The sequence below is a fragment of the Bradyrhizobium sp. PMVTL-01 genome (assembly GCF_051861855.1).
GTDB lineage: Bacteria > Pseudomonadota > Alphaproteobacteria > Rhizobiales > Xanthobacteraceae > Bradyrhizobium.
Genome location: NZ_CP193983.1, coordinates 377448 through 394026 on the forward strand (window position 1 = coordinate 377448; position 16579 = coordinate 394026).

At 60.2% G+C, this 16579-nt stretch carries 16 protein-coding genes and 3 pseudogenes; 10 read left to right on the plus strand and 9 right to left on the minus strand.

Annotated features, from left to right (window positions below):
* Positions 1–330: 330 nt before the first annotated feature.
* Positions 331–585: pseudogene (locus ACRQ5Q_RS42655) on the plus strand (recombinase family protein); the annotation flags it as partial.
* Here the strand turns inward: ACRQ5Q_RS42655 and ACRQ5Q_RS42660 are convergent.
* From ACRQ5Q_RS42660 to ACRQ5Q_RS42675, 4 genes are all read right to left on the minus strand, one after another.
* Positions 561–1277, minus strand: coding sequence for a hypothetical protein (locus tag ACRQ5Q_RS42660; protein ID WP_439400264.1), 717 nt, complete (start codon positions 1275–1277; stop codon positions 561–563). The pseudogene ACRQ5Q_RS42655 and the gene ACRQ5Q_RS42660 overlap by 25 nt on opposite strands.
* Positions 1274–2695 (minus strand): ABC transporter permease subunit, encoded by a 1422-nt coding sequence (locus ACRQ5Q_RS42665; protein WP_439400265.1) that lies wholly within the window; start codon positions 2693–2695, stop codon positions 1274–1276. Before ACRQ5Q_RS42665 ends, ACRQ5Q_RS42660 begins: the two co-directional genes overlap by 4 nt.
* Positions 2637–3383, minus strand: a complete 747-nt coding sequence (locus ACRQ5Q_RS42670) for an ABC transporter ATP-binding protein (protein WP_439400266.1) — start codon at positions 3381–3383, stop codon at positions 2637–2639. The genes ACRQ5Q_RS42665 and ACRQ5Q_RS42670 overlap by 59 nt, the downstream gene beginning before the upstream one ends.
* Positions 3384–4390: 1007 nt before the next feature.
* Positions 4391–5326 (minus strand): transcriptional regulator GcvA, encoded by a 936-nt coding sequence (locus tag ACRQ5Q_RS42675; RefSeq protein ID WP_439400525.1) that lies wholly within the window; start codon positions 5324–5326, stop codon positions 4391–4393.
* A 234-nt stretch (positions 5327–5560) separates the two neighbouring features.
* On the opposite strand from ACRQ5Q_RS42675, the gene ACRQ5Q_RS42680 reads away from it, so the two are divergent.
* Positions 5561–5686 carry a DUF1127 domain-containing protein gene (locus tag ACRQ5Q_RS42680; protein ID WP_439400267.1) on the plus strand — a complete coding sequence of 42 codons (126 nt, stop codon included), beginning with the start codon at positions 5561–5563 and terminating at the stop codon, positions 5684–5686.
* 69 nt (positions 5687–5755) lie between these two features.
* Positions 5756–6096 (plus strand): annotated as a pseudogene (locus ACRQ5Q_RS42685) (superoxide dismutase); the annotation flags it as partial.
* On the opposite strand, the pseudogene ACRQ5Q_RS42690 reads toward ACRQ5Q_RS42685, so the two are convergent.
* Positions 6089–6232: pseudogene (locus ACRQ5Q_RS42690) on the minus strand (Fe-Mn family superoxide dismutase); the annotation flags it as partial. The pseudogenes ACRQ5Q_RS42685 and ACRQ5Q_RS42690 overlap by 8 nt on opposite strands.
* Before the next feature lie 45 nt (positions 6233–6277).
* Between ACRQ5Q_RS42690 and ACRQ5Q_RS42695 the strand changes: the two are divergent.
* Positions 6278–6424: a hypothetical protein gene (locus tag ACRQ5Q_RS42695; RefSeq protein WP_439400268.1), complete on the plus strand. Its 147-nt coding sequence runs from the start codon at positions 6278–6280 to the stop codon at positions 6422–6424.
* A gap of 501 nt (positions 6425–6925) precedes the next feature.
* On the opposite strand, the gene ACRQ5Q_RS42700 is transcribed toward ACRQ5Q_RS42695, so the two are convergent.
* From ACRQ5Q_RS42700 to ACRQ5Q_RS42715, 4 genes are read right to left on the minus strand one after another with little or no spacing between them, the layout of a single operon-like run.
* Positions 6926–7519 (minus strand): hypothetical protein, encoded by a 594-nt coding sequence (locus tag ACRQ5Q_RS42700; protein WP_439400269.1) that lies wholly within the window; start codon positions 7517–7519, stop codon positions 6926–6928.
* Positions 7495–7674, minus strand: a complete 180-nt coding sequence (locus ACRQ5Q_RS42705; RefSeq protein WP_439400270.1) for a hypothetical protein — start codon at positions 7672–7674, stop codon at positions 7495–7497. The genes ACRQ5Q_RS42700 and ACRQ5Q_RS42705 overlap by 25 nt, the downstream gene beginning before the upstream one ends.
* 17 nt (positions 7675–7691) lie before the next feature.
* On the minus strand, positions 7692–8603 hold the full coding sequence (locus ACRQ5Q_RS42710) for a DUF1259 domain-containing protein (protein ID WP_439400271.1): 912 nt from the start codon (positions 8601–8603) through the stop codon (positions 7692–7694).
* 17 nt (positions 8604–8620) lie between these two features.
* Positions 8621–8854 (minus strand): hypothetical protein, encoded by a 234-nt coding sequence (locus ACRQ5Q_RS42715; RefSeq protein WP_439400272.1) that lies wholly within the window; start codon positions 8852–8854, stop codon positions 8621–8623.
* Between the two features lie 714 nt (positions 8855–9568).
* On the opposite strand from ACRQ5Q_RS42715, the gene ACRQ5Q_RS42720 reads away from it, so the two are divergent.
* From ACRQ5Q_RS42720 to ACRQ5Q_RS42745, 6 genes are all read left to right on the plus strand, one after another.
* The gene (locus ACRQ5Q_RS42720) at positions 9569–10537 is read left to right on the plus strand and encodes a hypothetical protein (RefSeq protein WP_439400273.1); all 969 of its coding nucleotides are present in this window, start codon (positions 9569–9571) and stop codon (positions 10535–10537) included.
* A gap of 181 nt (positions 10538–10718) precedes the next feature.
* Positions 10719–11753 (plus strand): Cj0069 family protein, encoded by a 1035-nt coding sequence (locus ACRQ5Q_RS42725; protein ID WP_439400274.1) that lies wholly within the window; start codon positions 10719–10721, stop codon positions 11751–11753.
* Between the two features lie 3 nt (positions 11754–11756).
* Positions 11757–12353 carry an ABC transporter ATP-binding protein gene (locus ACRQ5Q_RS42730; protein WP_439400275.1) on the plus strand — a complete coding sequence of 199 codons (597 nt, stop codon included), beginning with the start codon at positions 11757–11759 and terminating at the stop codon, positions 12351–12353.
* Positions 12350–13156: an ABC transporter permease gene (locus ACRQ5Q_RS42735; protein ID WP_439400276.1), complete on the plus strand. Its 807-nt coding sequence runs from the start codon at positions 12350–12352 to the stop codon at positions 13154–13156. Before ACRQ5Q_RS42730 ends, ACRQ5Q_RS42735 begins: the two co-directional genes overlap by 4 nt.
* A 622-nt stretch (positions 13157–13778) precedes the next feature.
* The gene (locus ACRQ5Q_RS42740; protein ID WP_439400277.1) at positions 13779–13925 is read left to right on the plus strand and encodes a hypothetical protein; all 147 of its coding nucleotides are present in this window, start codon (positions 13779–13781) and stop codon (positions 13923–13925) included.
* A gap of 923 nt (positions 13926–14848) precedes the next feature.
* Complete coding sequence (locus ACRQ5Q_RS42745) at positions 14849–16198, plus strand: IS701 family transposase (protein WP_439400278.1); 1350 nt, start codon at positions 14849–14851, stop codon at positions 16196–16198.
* Positions 16199–16579: the final 381 nt, after the last annotated feature.

Consider the following 16579-nt stretch of genomic DNA (forward strand, 5'->3'; position numbering starts at 1 on the left):
GTGGTGGCTTGTTGCCCTTGAGTTGCGGCGCGCGGTCTTGGCCGACTTTGCTCAAGCCGAGGATTCCAGATTATCGATGAGTTCATGTGGGCCGATAACCGATACCGGAGTCCCGAGTCGATTTCATCCCGGCAATAGCCCCCGGACCTCCCCGACCCCCTCCGGCGAACGAGCGCTGCGGATTTTTCGCCACATCACGTCAGAGGCGCAGTAGTGCGTTTCCAGCCCTACGTTGGTGCTGAGTAAGGGCGCAGAACAGTCGCGTGCGCGCAAGGCCGCGCAGAAGGCACTAACGAAGTTGGCTCACCGCGGAACGCGCGGGCCGCAAGCTGCGAGCGGGTCTTCAGCGACAAGTTGTCCGGCAAGAGCCGAGCCCGTCCTGAACTGGAAAAGGTCCTGCGTCGGCTGGAGCCAGGCGACACCATCGTCATCACCAAGGTGGACCGTATCGCCCGTTCGGTCCGCGATCTCTGGAATATCCTGCACGAAGTTATCGAAGAGAAGGGAGCGCAGGTGCGACGAGCATATTGTAGTCGCATCCACATCGCCTCAGTGCCTGTTCAATTGCCGGCCGCCACGACGTAATCCGCGAAATACATGTGACTGTCGGCCTTCGACCAAAGCCCGATCCGGCCGGACACCGGTTGCGCTAGCGTGTGTTCCAAATAGAGCTTTCCGTCGAGATAGCCTTCCACCTTTATGCCGTTCACGCGGACCTTGAGGTCGTGCCACTGCCGCGTCGCGGTCGGCGTATTGCGTACCCATTTAACGGAGGAGCGCTTGCCGTTCTCGAACTTCCACAGCACGATATTGTTTTCGAGACAGTTCGCGCGGATTGTCAGGTAGTTCCCGTTTGGCTTGAGGTTGAATAGGATGCCGGCGCCCTGATCGATGCGGCCGGACAAGCCTTCGAACCGCACCGAAATCTCGCCATCGGTGAAATTGTCGATCTTCGGCACAACCGCGTACGGATAGTAGGCATATGCTTGCACGCGATCGAGGAACTCTGCGTATCGTTCCCCATAGAGCGCACGTGCCTTATCCGCGATCCCCGCCGACGATTGTCCTTCCTTCCACTGGCGACCATCGACTGTGATCACCTTCTTGCCGCCCTCCTCCTCGACTCTCCAGACGCCCACCACCGGCACCAGTGACTTTGGCTCCGCGCCGATGGCCTCACTCGAGAGGTCAATCTTGATTGGTTCTGCGGCCAAGTCGGGCGCCGCAAATCCGATGACCGAAAGAATCACTATTCCGATCTTCTTGCTGGTACTCATGGCTTAACTCCTTGATGAACGAGATATCCTTTGGCTGGTCGGATCCGGCGAATCTGTCGCCATGCGAGCGCGATCAGGAGCGGCAGTCCGCCGAAGAACCACAGCAGCGCCGCGTCCGCGCTAACGGCCAAAGGATATCCAGGGTAGTCTTCGCCAACGCTAGGCGCCGGCGGCTGCGTGCCCGCAAGCGCATAGAGCAGCGGCAGTATTTCCCTCGGACTTGTGGAGCGGCTTACGTCGGTTCGATCACCGTAGACATATTCGATTTGGCCATAGGCGTCTGATGGATTGGCAACCTTCGAGCGCTCGCTCAGGAGAACGACAGTGACGTCAGGCATGGCACGTTCGAGCTTCGCGAGGACGTTCCGTTTAAGATCGACATAGCGGGGGTCCTCAGCAGCGAGGTGGACCCTAATGAGTAATGGACGCCGAAGCGTCGCGAGCAGGCGTTCATCAGCAGACGAAAAGGAATTGCGGCGATCCTCGCTAAGATCCACGGATCCTCTGATCTGCGTCGCGGCACCGAGCCCAGCCGCGATCACCAGCACCCATACCCCAGAGCGGATCATTTTTTTTTGCACGGCAGTACCAGGCGGAAGCCAAACCATTGTCAGCGCCGTGAGCCCGCCAATGACGGCAGCTATGCCGAGCACCAGGCCGGATGAGAGAAGTCCCTGCTCGAAGGGACGCAGCGTGTGGGTCAGTGACAATTGCGCAAGCCAAGCCGACAGGCCCGAGCGGCCCGCGAGTGTGAAGTCCAATACCCATGACCCGATTGTGACTGCAAGCGCCGTAATGGCTGCCGTCGCCGGATTGTCGGAGATAACTGCGGCGAACAGCCCAATGCAGCCGACGAGAAGACCGTAGATCAAATGACCGAACAAAAGGTTCAGCGTCTCCGGTGCAGCCAGATGGCCGCCCAATACAGCCCATGCGGCAAGCGAGGAAAGCGCAGGGATGCTCACCATCAGCCAAGCTGCAAGCACGGCGCAGAACTTTGCGGCGATCAGCGTCGACGGTCGGTAGGGCAATTGAACCAACAAGAGCAATGCGCCACTTTCCTTTTCCTGCCTCAGAGCCCGGATTGCCACGAAAGGAAACAACAGCGTCACCGCCACATAGAACGACCCAAATGTCGGAACCAAGATTCCATCGAATGGTGACAGGCTCCTCGCCAGAACTGGCGACTGCAGGGCCGCGGCACTTGACTCGCTGTACAGCGACACCGCTTGGACGAAGCTGTACCCGACGAGCGGACAAACCAGCAGCAACATGGTCCAAAGCGCCCGCCCGGCCGTAACCTCGCGGAGCTCTTTTGCGAGCAGCGGAATGATCGGCGCGGTAGGCCGCTTGGATGCCTCACGTGAGTGCAAGGAAGATGTCCTCCAGTGAGGCGTTCGGCAGTCCCGTCTGCCCACGTAGCTCCGCAAGTCCTCCGGACCCGCGTACCTGCCCTGCCGAGAGCAGGATGAAGCGGTCACAGACCCGTTCGGCCTCCGCCAACTGATGGATTGAGAGTATCAGCGTGCGCCCGCGTGCCGTCTGGCGACGCAATACGCCCATGACGTCGCGCGTTTGCCGCAAGTCAAATCCGTCAAACGGCTCGTCCATCAGCAACAGGTCATGCGGCGCGAGCAGACCAATGGTCAGCATCAGGCGGCGGGCATAGCCTTTTGACAAAGCGTGTACACGCTTTCGAAGCACCGGCTGCAACCCGAGAGCTTCAATGGCCGACTTGATGTCTGCGTCTGATCGTCGAAAGACGTTGGCGATAAACGACACGACATGCAGGGCCGATTGGTCTTGGTATGGGCGGATGCCATCGGGCAGGTAGAACAGGACTTCGCGCCGACGGCCTACAGGCAGCGGCTCTCCGCACCAAAAGACGTCGCCTGAGTTTATCGGTAGCAGCCCGGCAACGGCTTCCAGTAGCGTTGTTTTGCCGGCGCCATTTGGACCGATGATGCCGAGGATTTCGCCAGCGATAACAGAGAACGTCACGCCGTTGATGGCGGCACCGTCGCTGCTATAGCGCTTGGTCAGGTCCCTTACGCTGAGCAAAGACGCTGAACGATTGGGCGAAAAACCGTCGTTGACGGATGACATGCTGCGTCCTTCTCGGAAATCCGGACGCGATGCTTGGGCATGTCGCCTCATGGGGAGATCGCCATCCCCAAGCCGGCCACTCTGCCTAAGCGGAACTGCTTGTCAATTAGGAACCCACAAAAGCCCCGAACGTCGCCGACCGTTCACTTCAGTTTGATCGGGGGGAACAGAGCGCTATGGGCGGCAACAGGCCAGTCACGTGCCAGGATAGTTTCAGCACTTCTCGTCGCGTTCAGGGCGCGCCCGCCGGTCGCCGCCCACTGTTTGATGGTCCTCGTCGGTCTTCCCCGTGCATCCTTCGCGATCGGCAGCACTTCGCCTGTCTTGAACCTTCCATTCGCGTTCAATCGAAGCAGAGACGCCAACCGACGAGCTGATCGCGGTGTCAAAACGGTCGGTCAGATAGGGTGCCCTGAATCTCGCGCGCTTCTAGCAGTCAGTCGCCTTTTTCTGTGACGGTGCAGGCTCGGCCGTACCGGCCGTTGCCTTCTTCGATTGCTCGGTGGGCGCGGGGCGGGTCTGCTCGACGGTGCCTGCTGTCCTATCCGGTTGCTGCGCGGAAGGTGCAGGCTTAGTCGCCGTTGATTGCTCTGCAGCGGTAGGCTGGTTCTGCATCTGGCGCTGCGCGTCTTCTGATGACGTCGCGGTATGCTCCGAAGCCTTGCTGATGGAAGATGTCGGGGGATGCTCCCTGGAATCAGGTGCTGTGGAACCCGTGGTTTGCCCGGTGTAGCCAGGCACGTTTCCTGATCCTGCATCGCGGCTCACGGTATCGCAGGGACCCGCATAGACTGGGGTGGTGCTGAAGGCGAGTACGGCTCCCAAGATAGTCATTTTACTCGTAATCATGGTCCTTCTCCTTTGTTGGACCCTCGATATCTAAACAAAGGATTGGAGACTTCTGTTCCGGTCCTGTGAGCGCGGCTCCAACCGTTCGGCCAAAGGATCTGAGTTCGCCGATCTTTAGGATCGCGAGAGCGTCAACACACAGGGGGTAGGACAGTTAGTTACCGCGGCTTCGTCTTCGAGGTCCCGACGAGTGATTTGAGCTGGCGCAGGTCGCCTGAGGCCTCATCGAGCAGCCAGTCACGAAAGGTCACGATCTTTGGCTGCGCTGCAGAGGCCTTCGGGCATACGATCCAGTAGGTTTTGGAGAGCGGCGTTGACTCCGGAAATGCGAGTGCCAGCCGACCGTTGATCAAATCCCAGGCCGCCAGCGTCGTGCGAGCAAGCGCGACGCCCTGTCCATTGATCGCGGCATCGATAACCATGCTCGCACGATTGAGCACTGGTCCGTGTGTGACATCGGCGTCATCGATACCGACACCACGCAGCCAATTCGTCCAATCGGATCGGTTATCGAGATGGATCAGAGGAAATTTCAAGATATCACGGACCGCTCTGATCCGGCGGCGACCCGACAGCAGCTTCGGACTACACACGGCAAATAGTCGCTCCGAGGAGAGCCTTATGGCCTCGAGGCCTGGCCAATTGCCATCGCCGTGGCGCACCGCTAGGTCAACCTCTTCGCGCGCAAAATCGACGTGATGCATCGTGGCCGAGACACGGAGATCGATGCCGGAATGCGCCTCCGCGAAATGCCCGAGCCGATGCACCAGCCATTTGGCGGCAAAATCCGGTGAGGTACTGACGGTGAGAACGCCAGCGCTCTGCCGCTGCAACAGCCGCTCCGTTCCAACTGCAATACGGTCAAGCGCATCGCGGATGACGGCAAGATAGTCCCGCCCCGCTTCGGTGATGATCAGGCGCTGACGTTCACGATTGAACAGCTTGACTGCGAGCTCAGCTTCTAGCGCCTTCACCTGATGGCTCACCGCGCCTTGGGTGACACAAAGCTCTTCAGCCGCGCGCGTAAAACTCTCGTGCCGCGCGGCGGCTTCGAAGGCCTTCAGGGCATTGAGCGGCGGCAGGTGTGGACGCATCGCACCGACTTCATGAGAAAAATTAGGGCAGGCACGAGAAACGATGCTTTGCGGGGAAGTATCCCGCCGCATTATTGAACAGCTCCAGTGCAGCATTTCAAGCGATTTGGAGCTCTCATGTCCGTCCATTTAACCGATACGTGGTCGATCCCGCCGGCGCATGACCCGGCCTCCCCACTTCATCAATCCAGTTCAGGTAGGCCACCGGGCGTCCCGCGGCCCGGATGGTGGAGCTTGCTTGACCGGCCGTTTCAGCGCATGGCGTTGCGCGAAATCGCGGATGACCCGCATCTGCTTCGCGATATCGGCCTTACGCGCGACGAGGCCTTGCGCGAGGCCGCAAAGCCCTTCTGGCGCTGAGAACGATCATAGGGGAGAATCAGGATGTCCGATCCGATCGTCTACGGCTTCCGCGCAGCTGTCAGCGGCATGTCGGAACGGATGATCATCAGCCACTACGAGAACAATTATGGCGGCGGTCAAGCGCCTCAACCTTATCGACTAGAAGCTGGCCGAGCTCGACTACGCCAACGCGCCCGGCTTCCTGATCAATGGGTTGAAGCGCGAGCAGTTGATCGCGACGAACTCGATGATCCTGCACGAATATTCTTCGACAGTCTCGGCGAGGCGAGCGAACCATGCCGCGCTGAAAGGAGGCGCTTGCCCGCGACTTTGGCTCTTATGAACGCTGCGAGGCAAGGGTCTTGGAGGCGGCTCAGGCTGGGTGCCTTTTGACGTAGTCGCCGCGCGATCGCAAGCTCGTCAATCAATGTCCCTCCGTGCCACCATAAAGACGTCGACATAACTCGCGGCTTTGGCGCCATAGTCGATGTGGTAGGAATGTTCATACATATCGAGTGCCACGATCGGGGTGGCGCCGGCCAGTGTGTGGCAGTGATCGGAGGCAATCAATTGGTCAAACGTGCAGCGCGCTCTTTACGGAGTGCAGTCATGATCTGGCACGCCACCGCGTGGAGCCTCCTCCTGGCCATGGTGGCGCTCGGGCCCGCCTTGGCAGAAGATCAGTTCATGATGCTGGACGGCAAACAGATCAAGGCGCGCGTTGTCGGCCTGGACATCACCGACGGACCGCATTGATCGAGATACGTCCGCCCCCGATGGCGTCCTCATCGGCGAAGAGTCGGGAAGCGCATGGACCGGGAGCTGGACGATCTGGAACGATCACTTCTGCATGACGATGCCGAGCAGCAAAGCCGCCGACTGCAATGAAGTGTGGATGTCCGGGCGGCTCATCAGAATGCGCGGAAACACGGATCAGCAGGCGTTAAATGCAATCGTTATGCCGCATCGCGCAAAACCATGAGCGTGCAGAATCAGCCGGTTCCAATCGCCATGCCGCGGGCAAGAACACCCCTTTCTCCGAACAATGCCTAAGGCTGCGAGTTAATGCACAGTTCTGATGAAGAAGAGAGAAACCCATGAAATATTCTGCATCGGTTGCGCTCATATCCGCTTTCGCACTGGCTTTCGCATTCGGAGGAAGCTCGGCACAAGCGCAGTCCACACCGGTCCAACAGGCGCAGACACCCCAGAAAGCGGAGCAATCCCGCGAGCAGGACCGCGGTCGCGCCGAAGATGTCAGGATCGGACGCGACTGGAAGGCCGACGGCGGCGAGAGTGATCACGCCGGCCAGGCAGCGCCGCGCGATAATCACCAGACAGTTGGCCGCGACTGGCGCGTGCATCCAGAGAAGCAGGATCGCCAGTAGCCGATTGCACCGCGCTTATCGGATGCCTACCGGTGACATTTGCCGGATCGCGAGATCGCCAACGCCGGAATGAGCAGATCCCGTCGAGCGCGCCCCCGATTCCTGATGGTATCAATTCCAACCGCTCGCCCCGCACCTTCACCGCGTAGCAACCATCGTCATGCTCGCCGAACCAAAGGCATAGCTCATCCTTTTCGATGGACCATTTCCCGATCTTCTTCGTGCCCATCCCATAACTCCTCAGCGTGCCCTCACGCTCGTAGACGAAGCGATAGTGCACTTCATCTGTGAGCTGCATGCCCGCAAGCCTAGCTCTGATCTGCACGCCTGAAAGCTTGCGTGCATCTGCGCCGGCGACGCGGTCGGACGTGAGACCGCCAGCCAATACCGCAGGACTGAGCAGTACCCGCCACATCCCAACACGCCCAGCGCGGCGTTTCATTTCGTGCAGGATTTCATGCACATCCGATACTCGGGCTTGCAGGTCGGCCCCGCATAGTTCTTCATGCAGGCCTTCTGCTGATCGGCGCAGACCTTGCAACTGGTCTGGCCGATCGCGGCGTTTATGCTCGCCAGCACTCCGACTGCAACCGTGAACATCATCATGAACACTCGCATCGCTCGGTCTTCCCTTGTCAGCTTTTCGTGCTTGCCGTCTTGTCGAGCGCCGCACGCAAGCCCTCGGCCAGCTTGACGGCGTCGTCGTTCGCCCAGAAATGCATGAAGAAGAGCCGCGGCTGCTCATCCAGCATATGGCTGTGAAGCGCCGTGACCTCGATGCCGTGCGTCCGCAGGGCCAGGATGACCGGGTTCACCTCGTCGCCCGTCAGCACGAAGTCGCCCGTGATAGCCGCCTTCCCTCCCCCCGTCGGCTGGAAGTTGATGCCGATCGCAACGCCCATCGGGCCGACGGGAGCCAATGGCATGCCATCTTGCATGATCGGATCGCGACGCTTCACGTTGAACTGGTAGACGCCGCCATTGGCCTGCCCCTTGACGCCGATGATCTGGTCGAGTTTCGCCGTGTCGAGATCGACCGCTGGCGGCGGGTTTGCCGGCGCTGCGACCGTCAGCGACGTCTTGCTCTCAGCCAGAGCATCGTGGATCGCCGAGGCTAGCTTGACGGGGTCCCCGTGGCCGGCGACATGCATGTAAAAGGTCGCCGGGCTCGCGCGCAGCAGATGATTGTGCACGGCGGTAATCTCAAGACCGCTCGCGATCATCTTCGCCATCACAGGATTGATCTCGGTCTCAAGCAACACAAGGTCGCCCATGACTATGGCGCCGCCATGCGCCGGCTTGAATGCGACCCAGCCACCGAGTGCCAGCGCCGGCTTGATCGCCACGCCGTCCAGCGTCACGGACAGATCGGTGCGGGGAAAGCCGTAACGGTGCACTTCGCCCGAGACGGCAGCCTTCCGCCCCAGTGTCTCGTCGACCTTCTGCCAGTCGACGCTTTGCGCACGCGCCGGCGAAACGAAAAAGCCGAAAGCAGGTGCCAGGATGCATGCGCCGAGCGCGATCAGCGCGTGAATTGTCATTTTCATCGTACTGCTCCTCGAACTCAGTTTCGCTCTTTGATCTGGCCGCTGCTGTCGACGACAAGCGTCACCGGCTTGCCGTTCTTCATCGCCTTGGCGGTCGTGCCTTCTGCCGTCGACTTGACGTCTTTCACCTGCGAGTAGCCGGCCGCCTGAATCTTGGCGACCAACTCTTCTTGGGTGAGGGCGTGGGCAGGCGAGAAACCCACCGCAAGTGCTACGAAGAGGGCTGCCCGATAGATCGTGGATGTTCGCATAACTCATCTCCTGGTTTGTCCCTGCCCCAGAGGTCATCAGGCCTTCGGCCTCACCTGCCCTTGTTGGTCGGCCAGTTGCGCAACTCCTTGGTCGCGGCACGGCACCATCGGTGCATCGCGTCGCAGAACTGGAGACCCCGTTCAACTTGCAACAGAGCCCGGCCGCCATGCTTCTCCTAGCTTCTTGCGATTTGTGACAGACCACGACGACGGATTGACCCGTCACGCGGGCAGCCCAATCCTGGACGTCGAGATGCGAGCGCCGCACGGCGCCGGGAATCATGCGCGGGTCGGCCGAAGAGCCTTGGTCGATGCCCACATCGATGAGCGTCGGCGCGGCCGCCGTGCCTTCCAATCGAGACAGTTTAGCGGGGGAAATAGAGGTGTACGATGCGGACATGCTGCGCCCTTGGTGATCAGGACGCGATTCTTGGGCATGACGCCTCGCGGGGAGATCGCAAATCCCCGTCGCCCGAATTAAGGCCCGGATGGCGAGGCTGTCAACGGCGTGCAGCGGGAGGGTGAAAAGAAATCATCGCCCAGATTTCACCGACGAATGGAACAAACTCGAGAACAACGACAACGATGGCGATGAGGCCCGGTTAGTGACCGCCGTTCAGCGGCGGCCGCAATCAAGCGTCGTCCGAGATTTGGCCAGTCAATCCTTCCGCGTTATCGTGCGGCCGGATGACAGTGCGATCGGTGAGCTACAACATGAGGAAGTACGCCTCGATTCTTGCTATCGCGGCCCTTTCGGTCTGGACGCAGTCCGCCCAAGCCCACGGCATCGCCGGCAATCGCTATTTTGACGGCACCATGACTTTTGACGACCCAGCGGTCGCCGACGAGGCGATCGTGCCCAACTTTTCATACCTCAGCTATCCAACCCAAGACAGCAATGCGCTGGAGAATCGTATCAACTGGTCCTTCGCGCGTTTGCTAACACCCACACTTGCAGCCACGCTCGATAGCGCATCGATCCACCAGAAATGGCCAATCGGACACACGTCCGGTTTCGATAAGACCAGTCTCGGCCTCAAGTACGAAGCCTATCGCGACAACAAGCACGAAGCGCTGGCTTCAGTGAGCCTTGCTTGGGGCATTGCTCACTCTGGCGCTGTGGGTGTTGGCGCCGACGCTCCGAACACGATCCAGGCTGGCGTAACCTTCGGCAAGGGATTCGGTGATCTACCTGACTCGCTTTCCTGGCTCCGGCCTTTCGCCATCACGGGCGCCGTTGTCGACGAAGAGCCCGTTGGACAAGGTGGTCGGGCGCTTGCGCCGAACCTCGCTACGGGCACGTTTCTGAACGTCTCGTCTCCGGCCGTGCAAACCCTGCACTGGGATTTCTCCATCCAATACAGCACACTTTACCTGACCCGACGCTTCGACGGTGGCCCGCCCAAGGAAAAGCCGTTGAACCAGTGGGTGCCCTTGGTCGAGTTCAGGTTCGATAGCCCTCGCGGCCAAAAGACAGTCGCTACCGCCAACCCCGGCGTCGCCTATGTCGCGGTCACGTGGCAAGCCTCGGCCGAAATCATTCTTCCCATGAACCACGCGGGAGGAAACAGTCCGGGCTTCCGTGCTCAGATTCTGCTGTTTCTCGATGACCTCATACCTTCGGTATTTGGCAAGCCGCTCGTGACCGGTGCACCGCCCGAGAACCGACAAATAGCTTGCTGAGCGCTTTGACAACCCGGATTGCGGCTCGCGATCGGCGATTTGGCGCCAGTCCAAAGGAACAACTGGGGCCCTCTTGAAACCCGGACCCGATCTCGCATAGTGTCGGTTGCACGGGGTCGGCAGACTCCCCGTGAGACTTCGGTCCAAGTTCTGCGCAGCACGCAACACGTGGAGCTTGCGCATGGATACCGAACGATACCCCTCTCCCCGACGTACCGTCGCCATTCTCTCCCGAGGAGACGCCGCCGCGCGTCGAGACGCGACCTCAAGAAACGGCCGCTTCGTCGACGTCTTCGAGGCGCTCGCCGCCGTCGGCGTCGAGGCGCGCCCAGCGATCTACGACGAAAGCTTTGCCGACGCGGTCCGCGAAGAATTGCTCGCAGTGGATGGCGTGCTCGTCTGGGTCAATCCGATTCAAGACGGCCGGAACCGCGCCGGTCTCGATGCCCTGCTACGCGACCTAGCTGCGCAGGGCGTGTGGGTGAGCGCTCATCCGGATGTCATCCTCAAGATGGGCACCAAGGAGGTCCTCTATCGCACCCGCTCAATGGGTTGGGGATCAGACACGGCGCTGTATCAAACCGCCGAGGCGATGCGCGCCGAGCTGCCGAACCGGCTGGCCGCCGGTCCGCGCGTGATCAAGCGCAGCCGGGGCAACGGCGGCCAAGGTGTCTGGAAGGTCGAGAAGCTGCCGACCTCCCCCATGATCAGGGTGCTGGACGCGACCAAGGACGCGCCCGAGGAACTGCCGCTGGATGATTTCGCGCGTCGCTGCTCGGAGTATTTCGAGAACGGCAGCGTAATCGACCAGGCATTCCAGCCTCGCTTGAGCGAGGGCGTGGTCCGCTGCTACATGGCAGGCGACCGCTGCGCCGGCTTTGGCCATCACAAGGTCAAAGCGCTGGTCGACTCGCCGGCGGCGCGTTCGGAGGCCGGACCGCGGCTCTACACGTCGAACGCAGACCCGCGCTTCCAGCGGCTCCGGCAGTTAATGGAAAACAAATGGACGCCGCAGCTGACCTCGTTGCTGGACATCGCGCGAGGCGACCTGCCCGCGATCTGGGACGCTGACTTCATGCTCGGCCCCGTCCAAGCCCATGGGAGCGACAGCTACGTGCTCGGTGAGATCAACGTCAGCTCGGTGCATCCCTACCCGGAGCAGGCGCCGGCGGAAATCGCCAGGCGGGTTGCCGACCGACTGCAGCTTAAGCTCTGACGCATGCTGACAGTCAGAGGGCTCAAGCGACTGCACCTCTCCGTGTCATTCGACCTGCAGGACGGCGAATGCGTCGCCCTGCAGGGGGCTTCCGGAGTCGGGAAGACTTTACTACTCCGCTCCATCGCGGATCTCGATCCTAACGAAGGAACAGTCAAGCTGGACGGCATGCTCAGGGAGGCGATGCCCGCACCGGCCTGGCGAAGGCGGGTGACCTACCTCGCCGCCGAGCCGGGCTGGTGGTCCGACACCGTGCAAGAGCACTTCGCGGCCTGGGAGGCTGCCCTTCCGCTGGTCGCGCGCCTGGGGTTGCCGGACGCCTGCGGAGCGTGGTCGATCCAAAGACTTTCGACCGGCGAAAGATTGCGGTTGGGACTTGCGCGGGCGCTCATGCTGCGGTCGCGGGTACTTCTGCTGGACGAGCCGACCTCGGCCCTCGACCCGGCAGCTGTTGCGGCGGTGGAAGGTGTGATTGCCGAACGCATCTCGGATGGAACGAGCGTCCTCTGGACCACCCACGACGGCGTCCAAGCCCGCCGGGTCGGGACTAGGATTTTTGTGATGAGGCCCGACGGCGGGATCGAGGAAAGTCGACCGTGACCTACATCCAGCTTTCGTACGGCGACCTCGTCCTACCCGCGCTCCTTGTGGTCATGGACGGCCTCTTCTCGCTTGTTCTCCGTCTCAAGCTTGAGAAGCAATTGGCTATTGCGACCGTGCGCATGGTGGTCCAGCTCGTCCTCGTCGGATACGTGCTGACGTTTCTGTTTGCCGCGGTGTCGCCGCTCTGGACCGCTCTCGCCGCCCTGATCATGGTGCTCTTCGCCTCGCGGGAGATCGTCGCGCGGCAGAAGCGGCGCCTTGCGGGCGTCTGGAAGTACGGTCTGGGCACCGGATGCACACTGCTCGCCGCCGGTACCGTCACGATGTTCGCACTTCTGACGGAGCTACGTCCAGATCCGTGGTATCACCCCCGCTACGCGCTACCTTTGCTGGGCATGATGCTGGGCAACACCATGACAGGGATAAGCCTGGGCCTGGACGTGTTGACGAACAGCCTGGTGCGCGAACGAGCCGGCGTGGAAGCCTGTCTTGCGCTCGGGGGCACCCGACACCAAGCCCTGCTCCCAGTGATACGGGACGCGTTGAGAAGCGGCTTCATGCCCATCATGAACAGCATGGCGGCGATAGGCCTCGTTTCCCTGCCCGGGATGATGACCGGCCAGATCCTTGCGGGCGTCGAACCCGTCGACGCGGTCAAATATCAATTGCTGATCATGTTCCTGATCGCCGGCGGGACCGGACTAGGGACGCTGGCGGCCGTCTTGGGAGGCGCACGCCTGCTCACTGATCATCGACATCGGCTACGTCTCGATAGAATTGCAGCAGAAAGGTCAGGTTAACTGGGCGACCAATTATTCGGCCGCCCGTTGCATGTCGCTTCCTGCCTTTGCCCGCTCAACCACCGCTCTTCTAGCGAACCTCGAATAGAGCGCCGGCAACACTACAAGCGTCCCCCTCTTCGCTCTTTCCACACCCACGACCGGCAGTAGCTCGCGCTCATTCCGAGACGCTAGCGATCGATAATTTGCGAGGTGCTTACGATGCCGCTGGAGGTTCGCACTAAGGCGATCGTCTATGGCAACGTTCCGAGCTGATCGCCCTTGGTCTCCGGTGATGCCCATCACGCTTCGGGGAATGGAAAACGGACTAGCGCGCACGATTTTATTGTTGAAGGCTGCCGGCTTCGCGAAGCGAGGGGACTGGCCGCGATTGTAGAAAACACCACTCGTCGAACCCGGTTGTGCCGCGGGTCTTGTGATCTGCTCCAACGGTCTCGCCGATCAGTATCACCCTATCGAGCAACTCGAAGAAGTACCTGATTGCTCCGCGCTTACTTTGTCGCTTCGGTACTTCCCTGTGGATTGCGAGCAAACCTATAGATTTGCAGCCTTCAGGCGTGTGGACTTACAGGCGCAGGTGCTTCTCTGTGTGGAAGAATAAGTGTCAGGAGGGTGCCGACCGATGACCCAGCTCGGCTCTGTATTAACTGCTCTTGCCCTGGCGCTTACCGCCTACTTTGCCGTAGCTGCTTGGCAAGCGACTGCTGAGGATCGCCACGATGCGGCTCCAGTGATGTGGGAATCAACTGAGGCGCTGACGCAACAGTAGACGAGGAACTCGCCTCTACTATCATTTGTGAACGGCCCGGGCGGCTTTGCTCTACCGAGCTACACCACCGCAGGGGACACGACCCCGGGCAAAACACGAACTGATAAGCAAACTCTCAAAACCTTATCAGTGGGTAGCCCTGGACTCATCGGGTGGCAGCCGTGATCGAACCGGTCTCCGCCAATCGTCTCTGCGAAACGGCAATGTTTGGAATACCGCCGGAGACTTTCCGCCATTCCGAACAGGCGACTTGGATATCTGGAGCCCGGAGGCCAAGTCGAAGCGACGAAAAGCCTTTTCCGGTTGTGCGAGAGGAAACCAAACCGTCGCGCAACCAAGCCGGTCGATTTTCCGAGAAATGCCGTGCTAGACCAATCTTCGGAGTTCCAAGATTCGGAGAAAAATTCGGTTCTCCGGCTTCATTCAAGCCCATTTTGAATGACGGATGGGAGTTCTCCGCCCGCAGAAAAGCAGGAAAACGGCCGAGTTTCTGGCCTGCCTGCAGCTCCAAGTACGGGATGATTTTGGTGGGGTGGCGGAGCGAGAAGGATTCAAACTCAACGTACGCTCGGCATCGAGCCCCGACGACGAATCCCTGAGATACCTGGGACTAGCCGCCTGCGTGAATCCTTGAAGAGCGGCATCAGCAACGCCTGCAGGATTTTCGAATGCAATCTACCTCAGCAAGGATTCGTTTGCCGCCTGACTCGGCACAACCGCGCTACCGATGTGCTACGGGGACAGTAGTCTGCGAGGACGATTTTGCTAACGAACTGATATTCCGATGGAATCTTGGTAGCGGGGGAGCGCTACCTACGTTCCCCCCGACGTGTTCCGCCGAGTTTCTGGTCTCCTGGCCTAGCACTAGTTTGGCAGATTGTTGGATTTGGGCTCTTTATTAGGATTCCCGAATCGATTTTTCAATGATTCATGGGTGGTCGGCTCTTGGAGGGCTGACCACGGCGGAATGGGAAGAGGAACTCGAACGCTGGCTGAAGCCGTTCCTGGACCGGTTGGGTCATAAGGCCCGGCAGCGGATGTGTCCCCTGTACGTTGCGGGATTGATCGGCCCGGGCGATCGCAAGAGCGTTCAGCCGATGGCAGAACGCCTTGCAACCGGCAACTACGATCAGCTGCACCATTTCATCGCCGACGGTGTCTGGGACGCATCACCGCTGGAATCTGAGCTGCTCAACCAGGCGGATCGGCTTGTCGGCGGCAAGGATGCGGTATTAGTCATTGATGACACCGCAATGCCGAAAAAGGGCGAACGCTCGGTTGGTGTCGCGGCTCAATATGCGTCCTCTCTTGGCAAAACGGCAAATTGCCAAACGCTGGTGTCGCTGACCCTTGCGCGCGGCGAAGTGCCCGTGATGGTCGCATTGCGTCTCTTTCTGCCCGAGAGTTGGACAGGCAATGTGTCTCGTTTGATGCGTGCTCGGGTGCCGATCGAACACCGAACGGCAAGATCCAAGCCAGAAATCGCTTTGGCTGAGGTTGATCGAGCGATGGCAGCCAACGTGCGCTTTGGATGTGTGCTGGCGGATGCAGGATACGGGCTCAGCGCACCATTTCGACAAGGGCTAACAGAACGCGGATTGGCCTGGGCCGTCGGCATCCCTCGGCACCTCAAGGTGTATCCGGTTGATGTGAAGCTCATTTGGCCGATTACCAAAGTCCGCGGGAAACCACGAAAGCACCACGTGCCGGATATCTTATCGATTGCGGCAGAACACATGCTGGCCAGCGCCAAATGGAAAACCGTGAGTTGGCGCAGCGGGACGAAAGGTCGGCTGAAAGCCCGATTTGCTGCTCTCCGTGTCCGCACCGCCGACGGCCCTCCGCAGCGAATCTGGGATAAGGGTCAGCAGCATCTCCCGGGCGACGAAGCTTGGCTCATTGGCGAGCAGCGTGCCTCAGGGGAGAAGAAATACTATCTCGCCAACCTCCCTGCGGCGACGGATCTGCGCACACTGGCCGCCACCATCAAGGCAAGATGGATTTGTGAGCAGGCGCATCAGCAGTTGAAGGAGGAGCTTGGGCTTGATCACTTCGAAGGGCGATCATGGCAGGGTCTTCATCGCCACGCCCTGATGACAATGATTGCCTACGCCTTCTTGCAGCACCGTCGCCTCGCACATGCGGGACGGAAAAAAAAGAATCAATGGGCCTCCGCCTCAACCAACCATGCCCGCCGTACGCCACGCCATCGTCGATCTCATTCTCCGGCCGCCATCGCAGCGATGCCCGCACTGCAGAAGACAAATCCGTGAAAAACCACAGCACAAACCAAATCTGCCAAAGTAGTGCTAGTTGCTGATCGAGGCTCCTGGATGGAATGTTTCTTACTTCTCATCCGCCTGGCACTGTGCCGGCTTTTCGGCCCGTCGCTAGGGCGATGCCCACCAACCATCGGGGAATGGTTCAGACGAGCTAGTTGAAAGCGGTCGGCTCCGCAAGTTGATCAGCGATGGCACTAGCTGCGATTGTAAGAAAACGCCACTCATTGGGCCCGGTTGTGCCACGGGTCTCCTTCGTGTGATCTTGCTCCAACGGTCTCCCCGATCAGTACCAACCTACCGAGGAATTCGAAGCGGTGCATCATTGTTCCGCGCTTTCTTCGTCGCCCGACACCTGCCTGTGGATTGCGCGGG